Annotated in this window: 23 protein-coding genes; 15 read left to right on the forward strand and 8 right to left on the reverse strand. The window is 63.4% G+C overall.

What is annotated here, in order from left to right; genetic code table 11:
• Window positions 1–221: 221 nt before the first annotated feature.
• Window positions 222–863, reverse strand: coding sequence for a TetR/AcrR family transcriptional regulator (locus tag ARUE_RS20475; RefSeq protein WP_043470821.1), 642 nt, complete (start codon window positions 861–863; stop codon window positions 222–224).
• A gap of 127 nt (window positions 864–990) precedes the next feature.
• Between ARUE_RS20475 and ARUE_RS20480 the strand changes: the two genes are divergently transcribed.
• From ARUE_RS20480 to ARUE_RS20500, 5 genes are all read left to right on the forward strand, one after another.
• Entirely contained in the window at window positions 991–2,436 is a 1,446-nt protein-coding gene (locus tag ARUE_RS20480; protein ID WP_011776551.1) for a purine-cytosine permease family protein, read from the forward strand.
• Window positions 2,433–3,656, forward strand: a complete 1,224-nt coding sequence (locus ARUE_RS20485) for a serine hydrolase domain-containing protein (RefSeq protein WP_014923156.1) — start codon at window positions 2,433–2,435, stop codon at window positions 3,654–3,656. Before ARUE_RS20480 ends, ARUE_RS20485 begins: the two co-directional genes overlap by 4 nt.
• A complete protein-coding gene (locus ARUE_RS20490) occupies window positions 3,653–5,266 on the forward strand; it encodes an amidohydrolase (protein ID WP_014923157.1) in 1,614 nt (537 codons plus the stop codon). Before ARUE_RS20485 ends, ARUE_RS20490 begins: the two co-directional genes overlap by 4 nt.
• 83 nt (window positions 5,267–5,349) lie before the next feature.
• Entirely contained in the window at window positions 5,350–6,273 is a 924-nt protein-coding gene (locus ARUE_RS20495) for an alpha/beta fold hydrolase (protein WP_043470825.1), read from the forward strand.
• Between the two features lie 82 nt (window positions 6,274–6,355).
• Window positions 6,356–6,949 carry a histidine phosphatase family protein gene (locus ARUE_RS20500; protein WP_014923159.1) on the forward strand — a complete coding sequence of 198 codons (594 nt, stop codon included), beginning with the start codon at window positions 6,356–6,358 and terminating at the stop codon, window positions 6,947–6,949.
• Window positions 6,950–6,958: 9 nt separating this feature from the next.
• Here ARUE_RS20500 and ARUE_RS20505 read toward each other — a convergent pair whose 3' ends face one another.
• On the reverse strand, window positions 6,959–7,243 hold the full coding sequence (locus tag ARUE_RS20505; protein ID WP_011776556.1) for a hypothetical protein: 285 nt from the start codon (window positions 7,241–7,243) through the stop codon (window positions 6,959–6,961).
• A 17-nt stretch (window positions 7,244–7,260) separates the two neighbouring features.
• Window positions 7,261–7,905, reverse strand: coding sequence for a TetR family transcriptional regulator C-terminal domain-containing protein (locus ARUE_RS20510; protein ID WP_011776557.1), 645 nt, complete (start codon window positions 7,903–7,905; stop codon window positions 7,261–7,263).
• 113 nt (window positions 7,906–8,018) lie between these two features.
• On the opposite strand from ARUE_RS20510, the gene ARUE_RS20515 reads away from it, so the two are divergent.
• From ARUE_RS20515 to ARUE_RS20525, 3 genes are all read left to right on the forward strand, one after another.
• Entirely contained in the window at window positions 8,019–9,581 is a 1,563-nt protein-coding gene (locus ARUE_RS20515) for an APC family permease (RefSeq protein ID WP_014923160.1), read from the forward strand.
• Window positions 9,582–10,481: a carbon-nitrogen hydrolase family protein gene (locus ARUE_RS20520; protein ID WP_014923161.1), complete on the forward strand. Its 900-nt coding sequence runs from the start codon at window positions 9,582–9,584 to the stop codon at window positions 10,479–10,481.
• 102 nt (window positions 10,482–10,583) lie between these two features.
• On the forward strand, window positions 10,584–11,381 hold the full coding sequence (locus ARUE_RS20525) for a ZIP family metal transporter (RefSeq protein WP_014923162.1): 798 nt from the start codon (window positions 10,584–10,586) through the stop codon (window positions 11,379–11,381).
• Window positions 11,382–11,457: 76 nt separating this feature from the next.
• Here ARUE_RS20525 and ARUE_RS20530 read toward each other — a convergent pair whose 3' ends face one another.
• Window positions 11,458–11,688 carry a DUF6458 family protein gene (locus tag ARUE_RS20530; protein ID WP_043470828.1) on the reverse strand — a complete coding sequence of 77 codons (231 nt, stop codon included), beginning with the start codon at window positions 11,686–11,688 and terminating at the stop codon, window positions 11,458–11,460.
• 118 nt (window positions 11,689–11,806) lie between these two features.
• Window positions 11,807–12,703: an SDR family oxidoreductase gene (locus ARUE_RS20535; RefSeq protein WP_014923163.1), complete on the reverse strand. Its 897-nt coding sequence runs from the start codon at window positions 12,701–12,703 to the stop codon at window positions 11,807–11,809.
• Window positions 12,704–12,819: 116 nt separating this feature from the next.
• On the opposite strand from ARUE_RS20535, the gene ARUE_RS20540 reads away from it, so the two are divergent.
• Genes ARUE_RS20540 through ARUE_RS20550 form a run of 3 tightly spaced genes read left to right on the forward strand, consistent with a single transcriptional unit; the run spans window position 12,820 to window position 15,244 of the window.
• Window positions 12,820–13,422, forward strand: a complete 603-nt coding sequence (locus ARUE_RS20540; RefSeq protein ID WP_014923164.1) for a helix-turn-helix domain-containing protein — start codon at window positions 12,820–12,822, stop codon at window positions 13,420–13,422.
• Complete coding sequence (locus ARUE_RS20545; protein ID WP_014923165.1) at window positions 13,419–14,348, forward strand: EamA family transporter; 930 nt, start codon at window positions 13,419–13,421, stop codon at window positions 14,346–14,348. The genes ARUE_RS20540 and ARUE_RS20545 overlap by 4 nt, the downstream gene beginning before the upstream one ends.
• A gap of 2 nt (window positions 14,349–14,350) precedes the next feature.
• Window positions 14,351–15,244 (forward strand): dihydrodipicolinate synthase family protein, encoded by an 894-nt coding sequence (locus ARUE_RS20550; RefSeq protein WP_014923166.1) that lies wholly within the window; start codon window positions 14,351–14,353, stop codon window positions 15,242–15,244.
• Window positions 15,245–15,291: 47 nt separating this feature from the next.
• Here the strand turns inward: ARUE_RS20550 and ARUE_RS20555 are convergent, their stop codons facing one another.
• Window positions 15,292–16,344 carry an NAD(P)-dependent alcohol dehydrogenase gene (locus ARUE_RS20555; RefSeq protein ID WP_014923167.1) on the reverse strand — a complete coding sequence of 351 codons (1,053 nt, stop codon included), beginning with the start codon at window positions 16,342–16,344 and terminating at the stop codon, window positions 15,292–15,294.
• A 117-nt stretch (window positions 16,345–16,461) separates the two neighbouring features.
• Between ARUE_RS20555 and ARUE_RS20560 the strand changes: the two genes are divergently transcribed.
• Both ARUE_RS20560 and ARUE_RS20565 read left to right on the forward strand, forming a co-directional pair.
• A complete protein-coding gene (locus ARUE_RS20560) occupies window positions 16,462–17,127 on the forward strand; it encodes a TetR/AcrR family transcriptional regulator (protein ID WP_014923168.1) in 666 nt (221 codons plus the stop codon).
• 95 nt (window positions 17,128–17,222) lie between these two features.
• Window positions 17,223–19,082 (forward strand): glycoside hydrolase family 15 protein, encoded by a 1,860-nt coding sequence (locus tag ARUE_RS20565; protein ID WP_014923169.1) that lies wholly within the window; start codon window positions 17,223–17,225, stop codon window positions 19,080–19,082.
• Here the strand turns inward: ARUE_RS20565 and ARUE_RS20570 are convergent.
• Together ARUE_RS20570 and ARUE_RS20575 are read right to left on the reverse strand one after the other, a co-directional pair.
• A complete protein-coding gene (locus tag ARUE_RS20570) occupies window positions 19,051–19,251 on the reverse strand; it encodes a hypothetical protein (RefSeq protein WP_014923170.1) in 201 nt (66 codons plus the stop codon). The two genes, ARUE_RS20565 and ARUE_RS20570, sit on opposite strands and share 32 nt — an antisense overlap.
• A gap of 114 nt (window positions 19,252–19,365) precedes the next feature.
• Window positions 19,366–20,214 (reverse strand): PRC and DUF2382 domain-containing protein, encoded by an 849-nt coding sequence (locus ARUE_RS20575; protein WP_011776567.1) that lies wholly within the window; start codon window positions 20,212–20,214, stop codon window positions 19,366–19,368.
• Between the two features lie 274 nt (window positions 20,215–20,488).
• Here ARUE_RS20575 and ARUE_RS24250 point away from each other — a divergent pair, with 274 nt between their 5' ends.
• Together ARUE_RS24250 and gad are read left to right on the forward strand one after the other, a co-directional pair.
• On the forward strand, window positions 20,489–20,734 hold the full coding sequence (locus ARUE_RS24250) for a hypothetical protein (protein WP_143711672.1): 246 nt from the start codon (window positions 20,489–20,491) through the stop codon (window positions 20,732–20,734).
• A 106-nt stretch (window positions 20,735–20,840) separates the two neighbouring features.
• Complete coding sequence (gad, locus tag ARUE_RS20585; RefSeq protein WP_014923172.1) at window positions 20,841–22,241, forward strand: glutamate decarboxylase; 1,401 nt, start codon at window positions 20,841–20,843, stop codon at window positions 22,239–22,241.
• The last annotated feature ends 21 nt before the right edge of the window (window positions 22,242–22,262 follow it).

Here is a 22,262-nt window from a genome sequence, read left to right on the forward strand (position 1 = left end):
CACGCCCTTCAGGCCCACTTGGATGCCCCGGACCAACCCGCCGTCCGACGTACCAAGCAATGCCGTCAATCAAACTCACGATGGCCGCGGGGCCGACTGCTTCAGCCCCTTACGGCCCAGGCAAACAGCCCAAGCAGCATCATCCGGTTACACCAGATAAGTCATCAGGATACTGATTAACCAGCAGGGAGGGCAATGCGGAGTATCGGCGAACGCCGGAATCAGGCGCTGCGAACCCGATCCACGGCCCTGCGAAGTACCCCGGATTGAACACCCAACGACCATTCAGCCACGTCAGTGACGAACCGGGTAAATGCCTCGTAATCAAAGGACGCTGGATTGTTGACATAAGAGCCCACGCCGTCGATGGCCACCCAGATCCGGATGCATGCAGAGAACGGGTCATCCACCGCGAAGTCACCGGAGGTAACACCATCCTCAACGAGTGCTGTCAGCCGCGACCTATCCAGGTATTCCTGCGCCAGCAGCGCCTCGGACAAGGCCGGAATGAAGCGGGACAGGTGCCGGGCATTGAGCCATAGCCTGGTGAGCTCGAAGGCGCCATTTCCCTCTATGCGTCCGATGAGGTGGGCCATTCGCTCCAGGGGAGTCCCGCCGTCGGGGAACAACTCTTCCCGCTCCTCCGAAACGGCGAGGACGAAGGCCGCGATCACCAGGTCCTCGGCGGCCGGGTAGTAGTGGCTGATCAGCCCGGGGCGCACACCCAGCCGGTCAGCTACGGCGCGGAGGGTGATCCGCTCCAGCCCCTCATTCAGGGCGATCGAAGCAGCTTCGGCCAGAATTTCGGCGCGGCGCTCGTCAGGTAATTTTCGAACACGTTGGGACGTGGGGCTTGACACCATGCCCATCAGTCTATTGGATTAGTGACCAATAGCACGTTGGTCATGCGACCAATAGCGTCCCTGGGCCGGTATCCCAGCGTTGCGAACCGGTCCTTGCCCGAGAGGAACAGCGTTGTCCCAGCACCATATGACCGATGCGGTCAGCTACCCCGAACCCCTTGCCCACCCCGAAAAACGCGGCATTGAACTCATCGAATCGTCCGAACGCCATGGCCGTGCCCGGGACCTCTTCCCGGTGTGGGCCGCCCCAAACGTCAGCGTCCTCAACTTCACGGTGGGCGCCACGCTCATCCTGCTGGGCATGGAGCTCTGGCAGGCTTTCCTGGTCATCATCGCGGGCAGCCTCCCGTGGATCCTCACCGGCATCGTGGCCACCAGCGGCCCGGCAGCAGGCACCTCCGGCTCCGTCATCACAAGGGCCATCTACGGAATCCGCGGGAACAGGGTGGTTGTCGCCTTCTTTGGCTGGTTCATTTCCGCCGTTTTCCTGGCGCTCAACTGGCTCGCGTCCTCGTTCATGGGCGCTGAGCTCCTGGCGCAGATTGGCTTCACCGATCCCGTCCTCGTACCGGTGCTCGTCACCATTATTGTTGCCGCCATCACCGTGCTGGTGGCTGTGTTCGGCCACAGCCTGATCCTGCGCAGCTACCCCGTGGTTGCCTCGGTGTTGCTTGCCATCTTCCTGCTGGTGACGGCCTTCGTCCTGCCGCACGTGCAGTGGGGCTACACGGCTCCTGCACCGTTGGAGGGTCTGCCGCTATGGTCTGCGATGACCATCGGATTCGCCATCCTCGCTTCCTCTCCCCTGTCCTACTCAAATAGCCCGGACCTGGCGCGATACCTCCCCACATCCACCAAGCCTTCGCACATCATCGCGGCCACAGCGCTCGGTGGCGCCCTGCCAGCCATCTTCTTCACCTCAGTGGGCGCATTGCTCGCAACAGGGATTGACTCCGCCGCGATGGATCTTGGCATCGAATCGGCGCTTCTGGCCCTGCTCCCGGCCTGGCTCGGGCCCATCTTCGTGGTGGGCGTCATCATCAACACCATCGCGCTCAACGGCATGACCACCTACACGGCGAGCATGGCGTTCCAGTCCATCGGCGTCCCCATCCGCCGCATCCCCTCGGCGGTGGTAGTTGGAGCGATCGGCACAGCGCTGACCATCTACCTCGTCATGTCCACCAGCCTGCTGGACGCCGTGAACCTCATGCTGCAGCTCTTGGTCCTCATCTCCGGACCCACCATGACAGTCTTCGCCACCGACGTCATCCTCCGACGCAACCGCTACAGCGGCGATGACCTCTTTGACGAGCAGCCCGGCAGCCGCTTCTGGTACTCCGGCGGCTGGCACGTCCCCGGCTTGCTCGCCATCGGCCTTGGCGCAGCCGTGGCCTCCCTGTTCCTCACCAGCTCTGTGTGGACCGGCCCTATCGCCGCGGCTATGGGCTTCCTGGACCTCTCGGTGCCGGTGTCCATGGTGGTGACAGCCGGGGTCTACATCGCCCTGACGCGCCTCGCCGCGAAACGCCGCCCCACCGCAATCCCCTCCATCGAAGGAGCCCCCGCATGACCACCACCGGAGCCCATCCCCCGCGTTACGTTGGCGCCGCCGGCCAACCCACCGTGGACTCTTGGCAGGAAGGCCCGCATAACCGGTGGACCTTCGCCCACCTTGGTGAAATGCTGCCGACGGCGTCAGTCACCCGCCACTTCCCGGCCGCCCCGGCAGCGGCTACTGAGCGGCTGGATGCCCTTGCCGTTCCAGGCCTGAGCCAACGGCTGGAGGAGAGCTACACCGACGCATTCCTGGTCCTGCACCGCAACAATGTCATTGCGGAGTACTACCGCCCTGGCTTCGCCCCCGATGACCTGCACCTGGTCATGAGCATTTCGAAGTCGATGTGCGGCCTGGTGGTCGGGGCCTTGGTGGATTCCGGAGACATCGTCACGTCCGACCGCGTTGTCCACTACGTCCCCGAACTCGCCGGATCAGCCTATGACGGTCCCACCATCCAGCACGTGCTTGATATGGCCATCCACCTCAACTACAGCGAGGACTACATGGATCCCGCCTCCGAGGTGCAGACCCACGACCGCTCCTCCGGCTGGCGCACCCGCCGGGACGGCGACCCCCAGGACACCTACGAGTTCCTCACCACGCTCACAGGCAACGGAACCGTGGGCCGCTTCCAGTACTGCTCCGCGAACACGGACGTCCTGGCTTGGATCATCGAGCGCGTGACCGGGCTCCGCTACTCAGAGGCCCTGTCCAAGTACCTGTGGTCCAAGCTCGACGCAGACCGGGACGCCACTATCACCGTCGATTCCAGTGGCTTCGGTTTCGCTAACGGCGGGGTCTCCTGCACTGCCCGCGACCTCGCGCGGGTGGGCCGGTTAATGCTCGACGGTGGCGTAGGTCCGGCGGGCCGGGTGGTGTCCGAAGGGTGGGTCCGCAGCATACTCGCTGGCGGAGACCGGGAAGCCATGGCCGACGCTTCCTTCACCGGCATACACCCCCAGGGCTCCTACACCCGTCAGTGGTGGTGCACGGGAAACGAGCGAGGCAACGTGACAGGAATCGGCATCTACGGCCAGTACCTCTGGATCGATCCCGCCACCGATACCGTGGTGGTCCAGCTCTCCACCTGGCCGGAACCGGATAGCGGCCACCTCCACGAGCTCCAGAACCAGCTGCTCCTCGATGTCAGCCGCTCCTTGGATCAGCCCCTCGCATCACAAGAGATACCAACAGAAGAAACAGCCCAGGAAAGCAAGGAAACCGCAGCGTGAGAACCCAGCTCTACACCAACGCCCGCATCTTCACCTCCGATACCCGCCGCTGGGCTGAGGCTATGCTCGTCCAAGGTGAACGCATCCTCTACGTGGGAGACGCCCACACAGCCGAACGCCTCCGCCCGGACGCCCAACGAATTGACCTTGAGGGCCGCTTGGTGGTCCCCGGTTTCGTGGATGGGCACGCCCATGTTGTGGGCACCGGCGAAGCCCTGGGACAGGTCAGCCTGTGGGGTGCCCGATCCGTGGAGGAAATCCAGCAACGAATCAAGGCAAGGGCCACCGAACGCCCGGATGCCGTGAGGATCCTGGCCACTGGCTGGCTGCACGGTGCCATCCCAGGCGGTGTACCGGACGCGGGGATGCTGGACGCCGTAGTCCAGGACAGGCCTGTGTATGCCTTCGCTTACGACTTCCACTCGGTGTGGGTGAACTCCGCGGCGCTGACTGAACTCGGGATTGATGACCACACTAAGAACCCGCACGGCGGCACCATCAAACGCGACTCTCACGGGCACGCCACCGGCTACATCGACGAGAACGCGTTTTACGACATCGTGCTCCCCTTCCTCGACGCGCAGGTCAGCGAGGATGAGCACGAGGTCAGCATCGCCGCCGTCCAACAGGCCTACCGCGAGACCGGCGTGACCACTGCGTGCGATATGGGATTCAACGAGACCGACCTCGAAGCCTTCAACCGTGCCGACAAAGACGGCACACTGACCAGCCGGCTCATCGCCTATTGGCGCGTCAACAACGCTGGATCGGCGGAGGAAAACATCGCCCAGGTCCAGCGGGCGGCCGCGCTCGCCGTCGATCATGTTTCGCCGTTCCTGCGCGTAGTGGGCATCAAAGTCATCATTGACGGCACCATCGACGGGTGCACGGCCACCTTGGGTATGCCGTACGCCGATGGTTCGAATGCGGAGCCGATCTGGAGCCTTGAGGAACTCGCGCCCGTGGTTGCCGCCGCAGATGCCGCCGGTTTGAAAGTTGCCATGCACGCCATAGGCGACGAATCGGTGAGGATCGCGATCGGCGCCGTGGAACACGCCGTTGCGGAGAACGGCCCCCGCGAACGCCGTCATCGCATTGAGCATCTTGAGCTGGTGGACAGGGCCGACGTCGATCGCCTCGCCGCGCTGGGCATCACCGCCAGCATGCAGCCGGTTCACGCCGATCCCGCTATCAGCGAGAACTGGGCCGCCAAGCTGGGTGACCACCGCGTGGAGCACGGATTCGCGTGGCCTTGGATCACTGACGCCGGTGCCCGTCTCGCTTTCGGCACGGACTCCCCCACTTCCCCGCACGCACCACTGCCCAACATGTATGTGGCCACCACGCGCGCTTCGGCCTTGGACGCGTCCGCCGGAACCAACGTGCCGGAGTTCGCGCTGCCGCTGGCCGATTCCATCGAACATGCGACGCGCGATTCTGCCTGGACGTGCGGGGCTGAGCATGAGATTGGACGGCTTGCCGCCGGCTTGTACGCGGACTTCGTTGTCTTGGATACGGACGTACTCGCCACAGAGAGCCCTGCCTCGCTCCTCGAAGCCAAGGTTGTGCGAACTGTGGTGGGCGGACGCACAGTGTTCGAAAGGGACTAACCCGCCTGCCGATCCGGATTGCCCGCTGCTCCGAATCAGTGTCAAAGGTGGATCACTGTCAAAGGTCAGGAGCAGCGGGTCGCATGGAATTTCTGCAGGAAGCGTCGCGGTCGGGCAGCGCAGCGTTATCGGGCGTTGCTTCGCCGCGGCGCGAGGTGATCGCCACGGCCCTGGGACCGTGTGTGGCACGCGTACAAGAATCCTCGGAAGGTGGTGGTGACTTCGCTGACGTTTACCTGCACGGGGCCGCGGGGTCGTGGACAACTTTCCAGCCGCTGCTCTCCGATACTCCAAAACGCGACCGCGTCCTCATAGACCTGCCGGGCTGGGGCGATTCCACCCAAGGTGCGCAGCTGGAGACGGCCACGATCGAAGCCATGGCGGGTGCCGTCGTCGAGGTTTTGACTGCCTTGGGGAACAACAAGTGGAACATCGTGGGCCATTCCATGGGAGGTGTCCTGGCCCTGCATATTGCTGCGGCATGGCCCGGATCCACCGTCAGCGTCGTGGCGGTTTCGGCAACCACTCTTGGAGTTGCCGGATCGGTGAAGAGCCCGTGGCGTGGGCTTGCCAAGATGCCATGGTTCGTGGGCATGCTGCTGCTCATGAACACCACCGCAGTCTTCGGTAATGCGGGAAGAGCCTTGATCCGCGGGGTCGGGCACACGCCATTGATGCGGCTTCTGCTGTCACCACTTTTCGCGGACCCGGCGGCCGTCCCCTCGGGCCTCATCCGCAGGCTGGCACAGGAAGCCCGGCCAGCCAGCTTCAGTGCAGCCGCGCGAGCCATTGCACTGTACGACTTTGGCCAGTGGCGCCGTATCAGCTGCCCCGTGCTGGCGATGCGTGGCGACCACGACGCCTTCACGCCAGCATCCGACCATTCCCAGCTGGCCTCGCTCGGCCCGCATGTCCAGATCGTGACGGTAACGGAGTACGGACACTTCGCGATCGCCGAGCAGACCGCCGTCGTAAAGCAACTGATAGAGGAACTGCGGCAACGCTGAACGCCCGACGGCGACCTCCCGCCGTCGGGCGTTTGCCTTACGTGACGTAGCGAACTGCGGCCCGGCAGGACCTCAGGGCACAATGGAGAGCATGACCCTCACAACTTTCGCCCTCGTCCGCCATGGCCAGACCGATTGGAACGCGGAGCGCCGGTTGCAAGGGTCCACTGACATTGCGCTGAACGACGTCGGTCGCGGCCAGGCGCGCGACGCCGTCGCCTTCCTGTCGGACCAGCCTTGGGACACCGTGGTGTCCTCGCCCCTGGGCCGCGCCGCCGAAACTGCCGAGATCATCGCCGATGGACTGGGGCTGAAAGTTGCTCGGCTGGTTCCGGAGCTCACAGAGCGCAGCTTTGGTCCTGCCGAAGGACTTCAGGCCGGGCCTGAGCTGGAGGCTTTGCGCATCCCCGGAGGTTTCCGCGGCGGCGAAACTGACGAGGCCGCCGCTGATCGCGGCATTGCTGCCTTGGAAGAGCTGGCCGAGGAGTTCGCCGGCAAGCGCGTCCTGGTGGTGGCTCACGGCACTTTGATTCGGCTGACCCTGAGCCGGGCCATCGGACGCACCTTGGACAGCGTGCAGAACGCGGTCCTCAACCTGGCCCATCACCATGTCACGGACGGCTGGCAGCTGGAGTACTTCAACGGCGAGCGGGTCACGGCCGGCGTCGAGTCCTGAGCTAGGCTGCTACCGCGCTTCGAGGCGCGCCTTCAGCTGCTCCGCGTAGTCCGTGTACGCGGCGGCGATCTCTTCCAGGTCAACCGTTTGGGGGAAGTCGATCACGGGCTGGTGTTCCGCGAGGTAGGTGGTGGTTTCTTCGACCACGAGTTGCTCGTCGAAGCCCTCCAGCCCAACCTCAGCAAGGAATTCCGGGTTGGTGTGGACCAGGGATTCCCCGGTTTGTCCTTCGGATGCCCAACGCACCAAGTACTCGTTCTGGTTGACCATTTCAATGTCGAATGACTTCTCCATGGCAGCAGCCTACGCCGTTACGTGGCGGCTGCCGGCACACCGCGGGCAGCGATGAGGTCCAGCAGAGTCTCGGCCTCAAGGCCCAAAAGTGCGGCCGCCAGGCTCCCCATCAGGTCCAGCACATACTCACTGCCGGCACTTCCGGCCAGCACATCCATGACAAGTCCATCTTCCTGGGCAACCAGGGTGCGGGCGATCTTGGCCGGGTCCAGAAGGGGAGCGAACTCGCCGGAGCGGGTTCCGGCGTCGATGATTTCACGGTAGACGCCTTCCTGCGCACGGGTGAGCTCGTCTTGGATCCGGCGCTGCTCGGGGTCTCGCAGCATGTGGGGCCAGTATTCGTAGAGGATCCGGGAGACATCATCGTCAAGCCCGGCAGTGGTTCCCGCGCTGATGACCGCGGCGAGCCTGGCTGTGGGGGTCATGCTCTGATCCACGGCTTCGGCGAGCTTCTCTAGAAATCTGCCGGAGGAAGCCTGCACGGCGGCAGCGATGATGTCGGCATGGCTGCCGAAGTAGTAGAGCACGGCGTTTGCGGCCATGCCTGCCTCCGCGGCAATGGCGCGGAGTGTGGCCCCCTCAGCGCCGTCGCGCGCTGCAACAGCCTGGGCTGCCGCCACTATTTCACGGCGTCGGATTTCCTTCTTGTCTGCCTTGGCCACTACCGCTCCCCCGGGGACTCTTGAAAATTCCTGTTGACATTGACTCTAGACCGGTATTGAATGGCATTCAAATTTGAATGTGATTCAAATTACTGATTCAACGAGGAGTCTCCGTGTCCCATCCCCCTTCCCGCATCTCACTCGCCAAAGACCCAACCCCGAAGGACCCAACATCCAAGGGCCTGAAAGCCGGCTCCATCGGCATCGGTCCAACAGTCGCCCTCGGACTGGCCGCCGTCGCCCCCGCCTACAGCCTGGCCGTGACCCTGGGCTTCGTGGTCCTTGCCGTTGGGGCGAGCACCCCTGCAGCGTTCCTGCTTGGCTTTGTCCCCATCCTCTTTACCGCCCTCGCGTTCAGGGACCTCAACAAGGAAATGCCTGACTGCGGCGGCGTTTTCGTCTGGATCACCCGCGTTTTCGGACCGGTTGCAGGCTGGTTCCTTGGCGGATGGGTGCCACAGATGGCCACGTTCATTGCGAGCGCCGCACTAGCTCAAGTGGCCACAACCTATCTGCTCAACTTCCTTGGTTTGGCCTGGATCGCCGCGGAGCCTATCGCAGTAGCTGCCATCGCGTGTGGGCTGATCGTCCTGAGTGCTTGGATCGCGGCGAGGGGAATCGAACTATCCGCCTGGGTGCAGTATGCGCTGATTGCCCTCCAGCTGGTGGCACTTGGCGGTTTCTGTGTCGCGGCTTTCGCGGCGATGGCCACGGGCACCTCCGTCGGAACGGCAGAAGGTGGCGCCGAACAGCCAAGCCTGGAGTGGTTCAACCCCTTTGCATCCGGCGACATGTCCGGGCTCGTGTCCGGCGTCATCCTGTGCCTGTTCATTTATTGGGGCTGGGATGCGCTGATAGCGGTGAACGAAGAAACCACGGACCGAAAGGGAACTCCCGGCAAGGCCGTAGTCATCACCACCGTCATCCTGCTGTTCTTCTACGTGGTGACGGCCACGGCCGCCGTGGGATTTGCCGGGACTGCGAGCATCACCGATCCTGAAACCGTCTCTGATGTCCTCTCGGTCCTCGGTCCGCAGGCGACAGGAGATGTGTTTGGCCAGGTCATCATCCTGGCCGTGGGCCTTTCAGCGTTGGCAGCACTGATGACAGTAGCTGTCAGCACGCCGCGGACCTGGCTCAGCATGGGCACCTATGGTGCGCTCCCCAAGGCGACAACCAAGATGCACTCCAAGCGAGGAACACCCACCACCTCCATCGCCTGCTGGGCGGTCATCACCATGGCCATAACCTTGGGACTAACGGCAATCAGCGCTGACTTCATCGGGCTGGCCATCCTCTCCGTGGGCCTGATGATCGCGGCTTACTACGCGGCCACCGCCTTGGCATCCGTGGTGTACTTCGCCCCGCTGATGCGCACCTCTGCATCCGCCCTGATCCTGAAGGGCCTCCTTCCTGGTTTGGGAGCACTTCTGATGATCGGAGCGTTCGCGTACAGCGCCGTGGACATGCTGTCCCCTGAATACGCGGGGCTGGCCTGGCTGGGCATCGGCTCGGTGTTCTGGATCGGCATCGGTGCGCTGGCCTTGGGCCTGGTGGTCACCGCGATCTTGAGGACCAGACTGCGCCGCTTCTTCTCCAGCAAAACCATCCCCCGCGGAAACGTCACCACCCGGCACCAACTTCCATCCATTCTCAGCAACGAAACCGAGGCATAAATGCGCATCCTGTCCATCGCAGCACTTCAGACCAACCCCGTCCCCCACGACCTCGAGGCCACGTGGGCCCGGTTCGAGGCCCAAGCCGAATCAGCCAAGAAGCTCGGCCCGGACGTGGACGTCATCGTGGTTCCGGAGCTGCTGCTGTCCGCGCCGGGCGAGTTCCTGCTCCCGGACCCCGACGGCGAAACGCGCTCTGCCGCACCCATCCCCAGCCCACTTACCCACCGCATCTCCGCACTGGCCCGCAGACTTAATGTCTGGCTCGTACCCGGTTCACTGCTGGAAACGGACAACGGGAACACTTACAACACAGCCATCGCCGTCTCCCCGCAAGGCGAGATCGCGGCCCGCTACCGGAAGCTCTTTCCGTGGCGCCCGTTCGAAACCACCACGCCCGGCGATTCCTTCGTCACTTTCGACATCCCCGGCTGCGGACGGATCGGCCTGGCCATCTGCTTCGACGGCAGCTTCCCCGAAGTGGCCCGCCAGCTCGCGTGGCTAGGCGCAGAAGTCATCATCCAGCCCACACTCACCACCACCCGGGACCGGGCCATGGAAATCGTCATGTCCCAGGCCAACGCCTTCGCCAACCAGGTGTATGTGGTGAACGTCAACGGCGCATCCCCCTCCGGCGTGGGCGAAAGCGTCATCGTCGACCCGGAGGGCACCATCATGCAGCAGGCTCGGGGCGGCGAAGAGATCCTGTTCGCCGTGCTGGACTTGGACCGGGTCACCCAACTCCGCCGCTATGGAACGCATGGCATTAACCGTCCGTGGGCCCAGCTCCGGGACCAGGAAGGTATGCTGCGCTTCCCCATGTTCGGGGGCGCACACTTCCAAGCGCCGGACTGGAGCGGGGATTCGGTGGACGCGCGACAAGCCAGCACTACGGCCTGACGACGCACCCAAGGTGAGAAGCGTTCGACGGCGGGCTGCCGCCGTCGAACGCTTTTCCCTCACCCTAGAGAAGATCAGGTTACTTACTTCTATACTGGCGTTGTGATGGCATCACTGTGGTTCGGATTGATTGCCTCCAGCGCCTTGGTCATAGGCGCTTTCGTGGGCGTGCGCTTCGAGCTGCCGAAGCGGCTTCTGGCCATCCTGCTGTCGTTCGCGGCGGGGTCCCTTATTACCGCCCTGGCGTTCGAACTGTTCGAGGACGCCTACGAACAAGGCGGGATCGTGCGCGCGGCGTTGGGACTGCTGGCCGGCGCCATAGTGTTTACGGCCCTCAGCGCCTTGCTCGATCGTTGGGCGCAGCCCGGAGGCAAGTCCAAAACCAAGGCCGCGGACGAAATACAGGGCAGCCCCAAACTGGACACCGACGCCGCCGCTTCGGACAAAGCTGCCACCTCCGCCTCAACGCGCGGCGCGGCCGGCATGGCATTGCTCGCGGCCGTGACGTTGGATGGCGTGCCCGAAAACCTCGCCCTGGGCATCTCCCTGGGCGAAGGATCCGGCGGCCTGGCACTGCTGGCGGCCATCTTCGTTTCCAACCTGCCAGAGGCCTTGGTGGGCGCATCATCCATGAAGAGCCAAGGCCGGAAAGCCGGGCCCATCATGCTGCTTTGGAGCGTCTGCGCAGTGCTGCTGGTTGCCGCCGTGGTACTGGGCGCGGGGCCTTTGTCCTCCGCCGAGCCCGCAACCATCTCCCTGCCTTTGGCCTTTGCAGCGGGAGCCGTGATCGCGTCCCTCGCGGACACACTCATGCCCGAGGCCTACGAGCACGGCGGCCCGGCTGTGGCGCTAAGCACCGCAGCTGGATTTGTTTTGTCGTTCACGCTCTCGCTCGCCTGAGCCGCCGGAGGCAAACACAAGAAAAGACACGACGGCGGAGGTCGCCGTCGTGCGCTTTCTTCGCTGGTTGCGGCCGCTAGACCTCGGGGCGCCGCTCAACAACCGTGTGGGGATCGCCGCGGCGCTCAACAACGGTACGGCGGGTGCGGTTGGACATGGCGATGGAAATGATGAGGCCGATGATGCCTACGCCTATCAGGATGTAGCCAACCAGTACCTGGTCAAGGAAGGGAATGATTCCGGGGGCGAGCGCGAAAGCCAGAATAGCTCCGATGGCAATCAGGGCGATGGAAGAACCGATTCTCATAGCGTGCTCCTCATGTTTGTTCGGCGCAGTCAGGGTCTGCAGCCGAATCTGTATCATCAGGATACTTATGACCTACCGCTCCGACCAGACATTGCCGCGCCGCATTAGTCAGCATTAATCAGTGACCGTAGCGCTCAGCCACCCGGGCGATCGCGTCCTCAGGGGTGGGCGGGGGGCCGAAGACCTGCTCCTGGCGGGTGGTGTCCGCCACGTACTTTCCGGTCTCGAACCACGCCACCATGCTCGCCATATCGGCCACCAACGGAAGGACCTTTGACGTGACCTTGCCGAGTGCGGCGATCGCTCCGGAAGGTATGGACATCACCTTGACCTGCTTGCCGGCCCGGCGACCAGCCAGTTCGGCGGCTTCATGAATGCTCAGGGGCCTGCTCCACCCAATGTCGATGCGCTCCCCCTCAACAATGTCGGCATCAACCGCCTCCGCAAGGTAAGCGGCGACATCGCTGGCCAGCACGAACGTGAGCCGGGCATCCTTGGATCCGAGCCACACGAAGCGCCCCTTCTCGAAGGGATCACCACCCATTCCCACCGCTTGGTCAAAGAAAGCACCCGGACGGAGGGCCACGAAGGGTACCCCGAGCTCCTCGAATTTGTCCTCGGCCAGTTTCTTGTTCCAGAAATGGGGAATCTGGGGAGTTTGGTCACTGGTGACGATGCTGATCAGCACAAAGCGAGGCACACGGGCATGCTTGGCCGCGACAGCCAGATTGCTATTGCCGAAGGTGTCTATGGCTTTGGCGTTCTTGTCATTCCGCGTGTAGCCGGCCGCCGTCGAAATGGCCGCGGAAACGCCCGTCATCGCAGTGACCAAGGAGGCGGCGTCCAGCATGTCACCCCGGGCGATCTCTACGCCTTTGGCCTCAAGTTTGGCGGCGTTGGACTTGGGCCTCACTAAAGCGCGAACCTTCTTTCCGCGCTTGAGAAGCTCGTCCACCACCTGGCCGCCCAGGAAACCCGTGGCGCCAACAACAAGGACAGGCAGGTCTTCGGCCACAGTTTCTCCTCCAGGTTCGTTCCTAGGGTCAGTGGTAGCACGCGATGGGAACTGCGGGCTAGGGTGCGCCGCGCCTTCCCAGCTATAGTGCACTCAAAGTGCAGTATGATGCACTAATGGATGAAAGCACCACCACACTTTCCTTGGCCATCGGAGCCCGGGTTAGACAAGAACGCCAAAACCGCGGATGGACCCTTGATCAGTTGGCTGAAGCTGCCGGCGTGAGTCGGCGGATGATCATCAACGTGGAGCAGGGAGCCGCGAACCCCAGCGTCGGGACACTACTGCGCATCAGTGATGCCCTAGGCGTCGGACTTCCCGCACTGGTTGAATCCCCACGCCCCAAGCCGGTCAAAGTGACCCGCAGCGGCGAAGGCGCAACCTTATGGACCAGCGAGCAGGGCGGACGCGGAGTCCTGGTCGCCGGTACCGAATCTCCGGATGTGGTGGAACTGTGGGACTGGACCTTGGGCCCGGGAGACCAGCACGGCAGCGAAGCCCACGCCGCTGGAACCAAGGAACTCCTGCAGGTTCTCCACGGCACCCTGACCGTGGACGTTGACGGGCATATGAACACCCTTGAGGCGGGAGATTCCATGACCTTCCCGGGCGACGTCGCCCACTCCTACGCAAACCCCGGCACAGATCCCGTCCGATTCTCCCTGGCAGTGTTCGAGCCTGGCGTGGGCTCAGGACACCTGCAGGAGGCTGGCTCATGAAGACCCGCCAACGCATCCCCGTTCCACCGTGGGGGCTCGCGGTTGCGGCCATGATCTCCGTCCAGCTGAGCTCCGCTTTCTCCGTGGACCTCATCGCCGACGTGGGTCCGGCCGGTACCGCATGGCTGAGGTTGAGCATGGGGGCCATCATCTTCCTGGCCATAGCCCGCCCGCCGATTCGCTCTGTACGCCGCCCTGACATCCTTCCCCTCCTGGGCCTCGGCGTAGCCACAGGCCTCATGACCATCATGTTCCTCGCCGCGATTGAGCGCATACCGCTGGGCACCACGGTGGCCATCGAGTTCCTCGGACCGCTGACGGTGGCAGCAATCCGGAGCCACAACCACAAGGCCCTGGCGTGGCCGGCGTTGGCGTTGGCCGGGGTCGTCCTTTTAACGGAACCCTGGCATGGCGAGATCGACGCCCTTGGTGTGATGTTCGCAGCCATCGCGGCCGCTGGCTGGGGTGCCTACATCCTGCTGACCCAACGAGTTGGTGATCGCTTCACGGGAACCGGAGCACTCTCACTCACAGTCCCGGTGGCAGCTGTCACGGCCGCAATCGTGGGCGTCCCACAGGCCGCCGGACACCTTAGCTGGGAAGTCCTGCTGGCTGCCCTCGGAGTCGCCGTACTGATGCCAGTGCTCCCCTTCATCCTGGAAATGATGGCCTTGCGACGCATGACGTCCACCGCTTTCGGCACGCTGATGTCCCTGGAGCCGGCATTTGGCGTGCTTCTCGGGCTGCTGGTGTTGCATCAACAACCGTCCATCATCCAGTTCGTTGGCATCACACTGGTGGTGGTTGCGGGCGCTGCGGCCCAGCGTGGCGGGGACAGGCGCCCAACGTCACCAGAACCCGTCACCGGCCTGGAACCGCCCCTTCCCCATGCCCTACCTGCCACCAGCCCACGAAACGAGGTCTGAGCATGTTCACAGGACTGAGCGCCTTCCCCTTGACGCCGCTCACCAACGACTCCCTGGACGAACGGTCCTACGTTGGACTCATCGAACGCCTGCGTGATGCACGCGTGGACTCCATCACCGCACTGGGATCCACCGGCTCGTATGCCTACCTGACACATGAAGAACGATGCCGCGTAGCTCACCTCGCCGTTCGGCACGCCGGGAGCGTCCCTGTCTTCGTGGGTGTGGGGGCTCTCCGCACCTCGCACGTCCTGGCCAACGTCGAGGCTGCCGAAGAAGCGGGCGCCTCCGGGGTGTTGCTGGCGCCGATGACGTACCAACCGCTCACCGAGGATGACGTGTTCGAACTGTTTCACACCGTCACCTCCCACTCCTCCCTTCCGGTGATCGTCTACGACAACCCCGCCACCACCCACTTCACCTTTCACCCAGGGCTATACGGCCGCATTGCCCAATTGCCCGGGGTTGCCTCCATCAAGATTCCGGGCAGCCCGAACACCATGCACCTGGAGGAACGGGTGCGGGAGATCCGATCACTTGTGCCGGACCACGTGACCCTCGGCATTTCCGGCGATGCCAACGCTGCCGCCGGATTGAGCGCTGGATGCGACGCCTGGTATTCGGTGATCGGAGGAACCTTGCCCGGCATCGCCCAACGCATCACACATGCTGCCATCAACGGACGGCCCGGTGAAGCGGCCTCCGAGTCCGAGCGCCTTGCGCCCTTGTGGCAACTTTTTGCGGATTTTGGTGGAAGCCTGAGAGTGGTCGCCGCCATCGCGGAACAGCTGGGACTGGCCTCCACCAAGAGCCTGCCGCTACCCATCCAAGGCCTGGGCCCTGAGCAGCGGGCCCGCGTTGCCGGGGTCATCGAGGAGCTTGGCCTGGGAACCTAGCGCAAGAAATCCAGCGCAATAATCCTGATTCGGGAATCCTGCCACGCCTAGATGGCGATGACCACCTTTCCGCGGGCCTTACCGGCATCGAGATACCGCATTGCGTCCGGGACCTCGGCCAGCGGATAAACGCGATCGATGGCCGGGGCAATGGTTCCCGATTCCAACAGTTCGGCAAGATATTCCAGGTCCGCTGCAGTTTGGGTGCCCACGACCATGGTGAGCCGCTGGCGAATGAACGGGGAAAGAGCCACAGCGCGGAGTTGCCGGTCCAGGCTGCCGGTCCATGAGCCACCTTCCTCCCCACCGGTGATCACGGCCGTCCCCGTTGACGTGAGCGACCGGCGAAGACGGGAAACGGAAGGATTGCCTGCGATGTCGATAATGACGTCGTAGGACTCAGCGCCGTCAGCAAAGTCCTGCTTGGTGTAGTCGATCACCCGGTCTGCACCGAGGGCTCGAACCAGCTCCACTTTGGCCGTACTGGCCACACCCGTGACTTCAGCGCCAGCCGCTTTAGCAAACTGCACCGCATAGCTGCCCACACCGCCCGAGGCGCCGGTAATCAAGACTTTTTGCCCCTTCGGCATCCGCCCAGCCGCGGGATCGATGCCGCCGGCGCGCACAGCGATCAGTGCCGTGCACGCAGACACTGGCACTGCCGCTGCCTGCTCAAAGCTGATAGTGGCGGGCTTGAGGGCGAGCTGCTTTTCGCGGGCAGCGGCGAACTCGGCAAAAGTTCCCTTCCCTGAGCCGAAGACGTGGTCACCCACCGCAAACCGGGTCACCTTCGCGCCCACGGCTTCCACGGTGCCAGCGAGGTCCAGCCCGGGAACAGGGTTTTTCGGAGCCCGGAAACCGTAGGCCAAGCGCAGCGCATACGGCAGGCCGGTTGTGACGTGCCACGTCCCCCGATCGAGCCCGGCAGCTCGCACCCTCACCAGTACTTCGTTGTCCGCGATGGCCGGGCGAGGGACCTGAGCCTCGTGCAGGACATCGGCGGAACCATAGGCTTCCTGGACGATGGCCCGCATAGTGGGACCGGGCAGGGACTGATCCCTGTGACGGCGCGAATCTTTGGCTTGCTGACCAGTGGTCATGGCCGGACCTTTCTAGTGTGGTGTTGTGCCTGACGAGTCTTTCGTACGCTGTACTAAATACGCTACCGTACACTGTACTAAACCGCTAGAGGGCAATATCGAACCGAGGGAGATCCCGTGACCACCGCAGCATCCCAGCGCCTGCCCCTCAGCAGGGAACGAGTCCTGGAGTGCGCGGTTGCACTCGCCGACGAGTCCGGACTGGCCGCGCTGACCATCCGTACGCTTGCCCAGAGCATGGGCACCAAGCCCATGTCCCTGTACTACTACGTAGCCAACAAAGACGAGATCCTGGACGGCATCGTGGACATGGTTTTCAGCGAAATCGAGCTGCCGGCACCGCAAGGGGACTGGCGCGAGGAAATGCAGCGAAGGGCCCGCGGAGTGCGCTCAGCACTCAGGCGCCACCCGTGGGCAGTCGGGCTGCTCGAAAGCCGGTCCGCGCCGGGACCTGCCACGCTGCGGCACCATGAAGCAACGCTTGCAACGCTGAGGGAGGCCGGGTTCTCCGTCCAGCTGACAGCACACGCCTACGCCCTCTTGGATAGCTACATCTATGGCTTCGCCCTGCAGGAAGCAGCCCTTCCGTTCGAGGGGCGGGACACCGCGGCCGAGATCACCAACCCCATCATGGAGCGTTTCGCCACGGGTGAGTATCCGCGCATGGTGGAGATCGCCGTCGAGCATGTCCTCAAACCCGGCTACGACTTTGGCGACGAGTTCGAGTTCGGCCTGGACCTCATCCTTGACGGTCTCCACCGACTGAAAGCCGGCGAGGAGTAGAGGCCTTCCGGCTGGAGCTGCGAGTCTCATTGGAGGCACTCGGGCCAACGCGGTACGGTCAGGCATAGCCGACGCCGAGTGAGGGAGCTGAGTTCATGGCCAAGATCGAGGACTATGCAATCATCGGGGACCTGAACACGGCTGCCCTGGTGGGGCGCAGCGGTTCCATCGACTGGATGTGCCTGCCGCGCTTCGACTCCCCTGCTTGCTTCGCATCGCTGCTGCACACGTCTGAGGCCGGCCGCTGGCTGCTGGCGCCCGCCGGGACACCGGAGGGCGGCAACTGCACGAGGCGCCAATACCGTGAGGACACCCTGATCCTGGAAACGGAATGGAAAGTGGACGGCGGCTCGGTCCGGGTCATCGACTTTATGCCCGTCCGTGACGACGCCGTGGATCTGGTGCGGATCGTCGAAGGACTGTCCGGCGAGGTCACCATGCAAATGGAACTGGTCCTGCGCTTCGATTACGGCCGGGTGGTGCCGTGGGTCCGGCACGGCGAGCACGGCATCAGCGCGGTGGCCGGCCCCGATTCGGCCTACCTCACCACCCCCGCACCCTTGGTGGGCCGGGACAAACGCACCGTCAGCGAATTCACTGTCCGCGCCGGCGAGCGCGTTCCGTTCGTGCTGCGTTGGGCACCAAGCCACGAACGGGAGCCGCGCCGGATTAATCCGTTGCGGGCGCTGGAGGCGACGGAGGCGTTCTGGCTGGAATGGATCGGCCGCAGCGAAATGACCGGCAAATACAAGGAGCCGGTGGAGCGGTCCCTGATCACCCTCAAGGCGCTGACGTACGCACCCACAGGCGGCATCGTGGCTGCTGCGACAACGTCCCTGCCCGAGCAAATCGGCGGACCCCGCAACTGGGATTATCGATATTGCTGGTTGCGGGATGCCACTTTGACCCTGCAGTCGCTGCTCGCAGCGGGCTACACCGAGGAAGCTTCCGCTTGGCGCGACTGGCTGCTGCGCGCTATCGCCGGTGACCCGTCAGAACTCCAGATTGTGTACGGGCTCGACGGCGCCCGGAGACTCCCGGAAGCGGACATCCCTTGGTTGTCGGGTTACGAAGGTTCACTGCCCGTCCGCACCGGAAACGCCGCCGCTCCGCAGCTTCAATTGGATGTGTGGGGCGAAGTACTGGACGGGCTTTCGCTGACCCGGGCGGCCTCCCCTGATGGCAGCGTGGATAGCTCCTGGGATATCCAGGTCGCCTTGATGGAGTTCTTGGAAGGGGCTTGGGACCAGCCGGACAACGGGCTGTGGGAAATGCGCGGCCCGAGGCAGCACTTCACCCATTCCAAGGTGATGGCGTGGGTGGCTGCTGATCGAATGGTCAAAGCCGTTCGAACGTCAGGCTTGCCCGGCCCTGCCGATAGGTGGGCCGCCCTCCGCAGCGAGATCCATGCGGACGTCATGGCCAAGGGCTTCGACGAGAAACTCAACACCTTCGTCCAGTCCTACGGCAGCACGGAACTGGACGCGAGCCTCCTCCTGATTCCGCGCGTCGGCTTCCTGCCGCACCGGCATCCGCGGGTCGCAGGAACTGTGGACGCCATCCAGAGGGGACTCACTGACGACGGACTGGTCCTTCGGTATCGCACGCAGTCCGGACATGACGGACTTCCGGGCGACGAAGGCGTTTTCCTGGCGTGCTCGTTTTGGCTGGTGGATGCGCTGCTGGGAATCGGCCGCTCCGACGAGGCGACCGAGCTGTTTGAGCGGCTGCTCAGCCTCCGCAACGATGTGGGCCTACTCAGCGAGGAGTGGGATCCGCGGACGCAGCGGCACCTCGGCAACACTCCGCAAGCCTTCAGCCATTTCCCGCTGATTCACAGTGCCCTGCAGCTTCACCAGGGTGAAGCCCACAGCAGTGACACGCCGCTCCATAGACCCAAACATCCGGGCCGGGCCAGCGGCTCTACCCTTCGGAATGATCCTCGCCTTCGGTAGCTGATGGTTCGCCCTTGTGGCTCGCTTCCTCCAAGTGGAGGTCCAGCTTGCGTTCGGCTTCACGCCGACGCTGGCCGACGGTCCGCATCTGCTGTGTGTTCGGGTCACCCCGATCTTCTGACGCTGCACCCAAGGGCGCGGCGGGCTGCACATTCTCTTGTTCGCCCATACAAACAATGGTCCCATCACCAGTTCGTCAGCGATAGCTCAGCGGACGTTGTGACGCCCGCCCTGCGCACTCTTCCGAGTTTTTGGGGCGCAGAGCGGGCCTCACATCATGCAACTAGCGGCGCGTCTCGCCCGTACCGGTTCCTTCAGTTTCAATACGTTCCTTGCGGACTTCCTCGTCCACCTGGACTTCATCAGTGACGGTGTCCTTTTCCAGGCGTACGCGCTCCACCGGAACGGTTTCCTTCTGCACCACGGGCCGCTCCTCATGGAGGGTGACCTCGTGTTCGCTCTCGGTCAACTCCGCCCCGGACATGGCGTCCCCGGCGTTCGCATCCGTGATGGGCTCGCGTTCCAGGCGGACCTCCTCGCGCTGCACCGGAACCGTGGTGGTGACGTTCTCCGTGGTGATGTATTTGCGCAGCCGCGCCCGGCCAGTGGCTTGCTTCTCCGTGCCCACGTTCAGCCGTTCTTCCGAACGGGTCATGGCATCATCGCCGCGGCTGGTGTCCGTATCCCGGGTGTAGCTGGCGTCCGTATCCACGGCGTCCCTGTCCACCGTGTCCCTGGTGCCGGTTGTGCCTGCAGTCCCCACTGTTCCGGTGGTGGTGCCGGCGTAGTCATCGTGACCGCTGAAGCCACTCTCGCCCTCAAGTCCATAGTGGTTGTACAGGCGACTCTCCTCGCCCGGATCCAAGTGCCCGTCCTCGGCAACACGCGGTGCGTCCTTGATGTGGTCCTTGCTGAACGGGACCACCACATCGTCGCCTTCGACTGTGGCTTCTTGAAGCGGAATGAACGATTCCGAACTGCCGAAAAGACCTGTCTTGACGGTCACCCAGGTAGGTTCACCCGTGTCATCGTCGGTGTAAAACGTGCCGATGGAGCCCACCTTGTCACCTTCAGTGGTGCGGACGTTTCCGTTGAGGCCCATCAGACGGTCAATGTTTTCCCTCGCGAGCATGATGTCTCCTTGGAATGCGGTTCTCTTACTGTGGAGTGCCAAGCGGGCTGCATCACCGGGCGTGGTTTCCGGATGCCGGAGCGGGGAGCAAGTTTCAACCCGTCGACTTTAAGGAACACCAATACAGTAAGCATGCTTAGTGTTTGCTTGGCAAGCCCTAATTATGGAGAACGAGTGGCGCTTGCCACACTGCCCGCTGGCCCGTAGGCTCGAAGCGGAGAAATCAGTACTTGTGCCCAAAGGTATCCATTCTCCCTTCCCGCCAGGGTTCATCATGTCTGCTCAGCCAGAACACTTCCCCCTTCCAAGCCAAACCCCCGCGCCCGCTCCGCTCCACCTCCTCCAGCTCGGCAACCATTACCTCCACTGCGGAGTTCCCATGCATGCAGGCCTCGGGAAGCAACACGTTTTTATGGTCGAAACCACCGGCCAATCCATTGACCCTGAGCTGGAGGTCTACCTCAGCACCAGGGTTCTGCACTGCGACGAGTGCGGATTCCAGATGGAGATCCCCGACTAATCTCCACTTGGTCTGCGGAGCTTGGGTGGGCGGGCCGTCCCGGGTAGCGTGAGCCAAAGACAGGTTGCGCCCCGCCGCGAGCGGACGATTTCCAAGGAGCTGGCCCATGAGCAGATCCCACCGAGCGTCACAGCATGAACCGGACACCGCCGTCGAACTCAATCCCCTGTTCAGCAGGCCCGGAGAATCCACCATCTTTCCCCGTTTCACCCTGCCGGACGGTGAATCCTTACCGGCCACGGCCTACCAGGTTGTGCACGATGAAGCGATGCTGGACGGCAACTCGCGGCTGAACCTGGCCACTTTCGTTGGAACGTGGATGGAGACGGAAGCCTCCAAGCTCTACGCCGAGACGTTCGACAAGAACATGATCGACAAGGACGAGTACCCCCAAACGGCTCTGATCGAAACCCGTTGCTGGCGGATGCTCGCGGATCTGTGGAACGCTCCGGATCCCGAGAAGAGCATCGGCACCTCCACCATCGGATCGTCGGAGGCCTGCATGCTGGGTGGCTTAGCCTTGAAGCGACGGTGGCAACACGCAAGGCGCGCAGCGGGCAAGTCCACGGAGAAACCCAATCTCATCCTCAGCTCCGCCGTTCAAGTGTGCTGGGAGAAGTTCTGCAATTACTGGGATGTGGAGCCCCGTTTTGTCCCGGTCTCAGCCGAGCACCCCACGCTGGATGGCCATGACCTGGACCAGTACGTGGACGAAAACACCATCGGCGTGGTCGCCATCCTGGGTGTCACCTACACCGGGAAGTATGAGCCTGTGGAACTCATCTCGGACGCGTTGGACGAGATCCAGGCCCGCCATGGACTGGACATTCCCATCCACGTGGACGGGGCTTCCGGAGCCATGGTGGCACCGTTCCTGCAACCTGAAACGGTGTGGGATTTCCGGCTCCCCCGCGTCGCATCGATCAACACCTCCGGCCACAAATATGGGCTGGTGTATCCCGGACTGGGCTGGGTGGTGTGGCGGGACGCGGCGGCGCTCCCCGAGGACCTGATCTTCCACGTCAGCTACCTCGGCGGGGACATGCCCACGTTTGCGCTGAACTTTTCACGGCCCGGCGCCCAAGTGCTGCTGCAGTATTACCTCTTCCTGCGCCTTGGCTTTGCCGGGTACAGGTCCGTCCAAGCGACGTCACGGGATGTGGCCCTTTACCTCTCCAGCGAAATCGGTGCCATGGACGCGTTCACCCTGTGGAGCGACGGCTCGGACATTCCGGTATTCGCGTGGCAGCTCAGCGACGGCCACACGGAACACTGGAACCTGCACCATCTCTCGGAACGGCTCAGAATGAACGGCTGGCTGGTTCCGGCGTACCCCCTCCCTGACGGTTTGGGTGACGTCACGGTCCAGAGGATCGTGGTCCGCAACGGTTTCACCCGCGACCTCGCCTCCAGTTTCCTGGCTGACCTCAAGAAGGAAGTGGACTACCTCGACAGTCTCACGGCACCGATGCCCACCGACAAGCAGGCAGAGGGCTTTCACCACTAAGCACTGGAAGGGAAGTTGGAT

The organism is Arthrobacter sp. Rue61a, from assembly GCF_000294695.2.
Taxonomy (GTDB): Bacteria; Actinomycetota; Actinomycetes; order Actinomycetales; family Micrococcaceae; genus Arthrobacter; species Arthrobacter aurescens_A.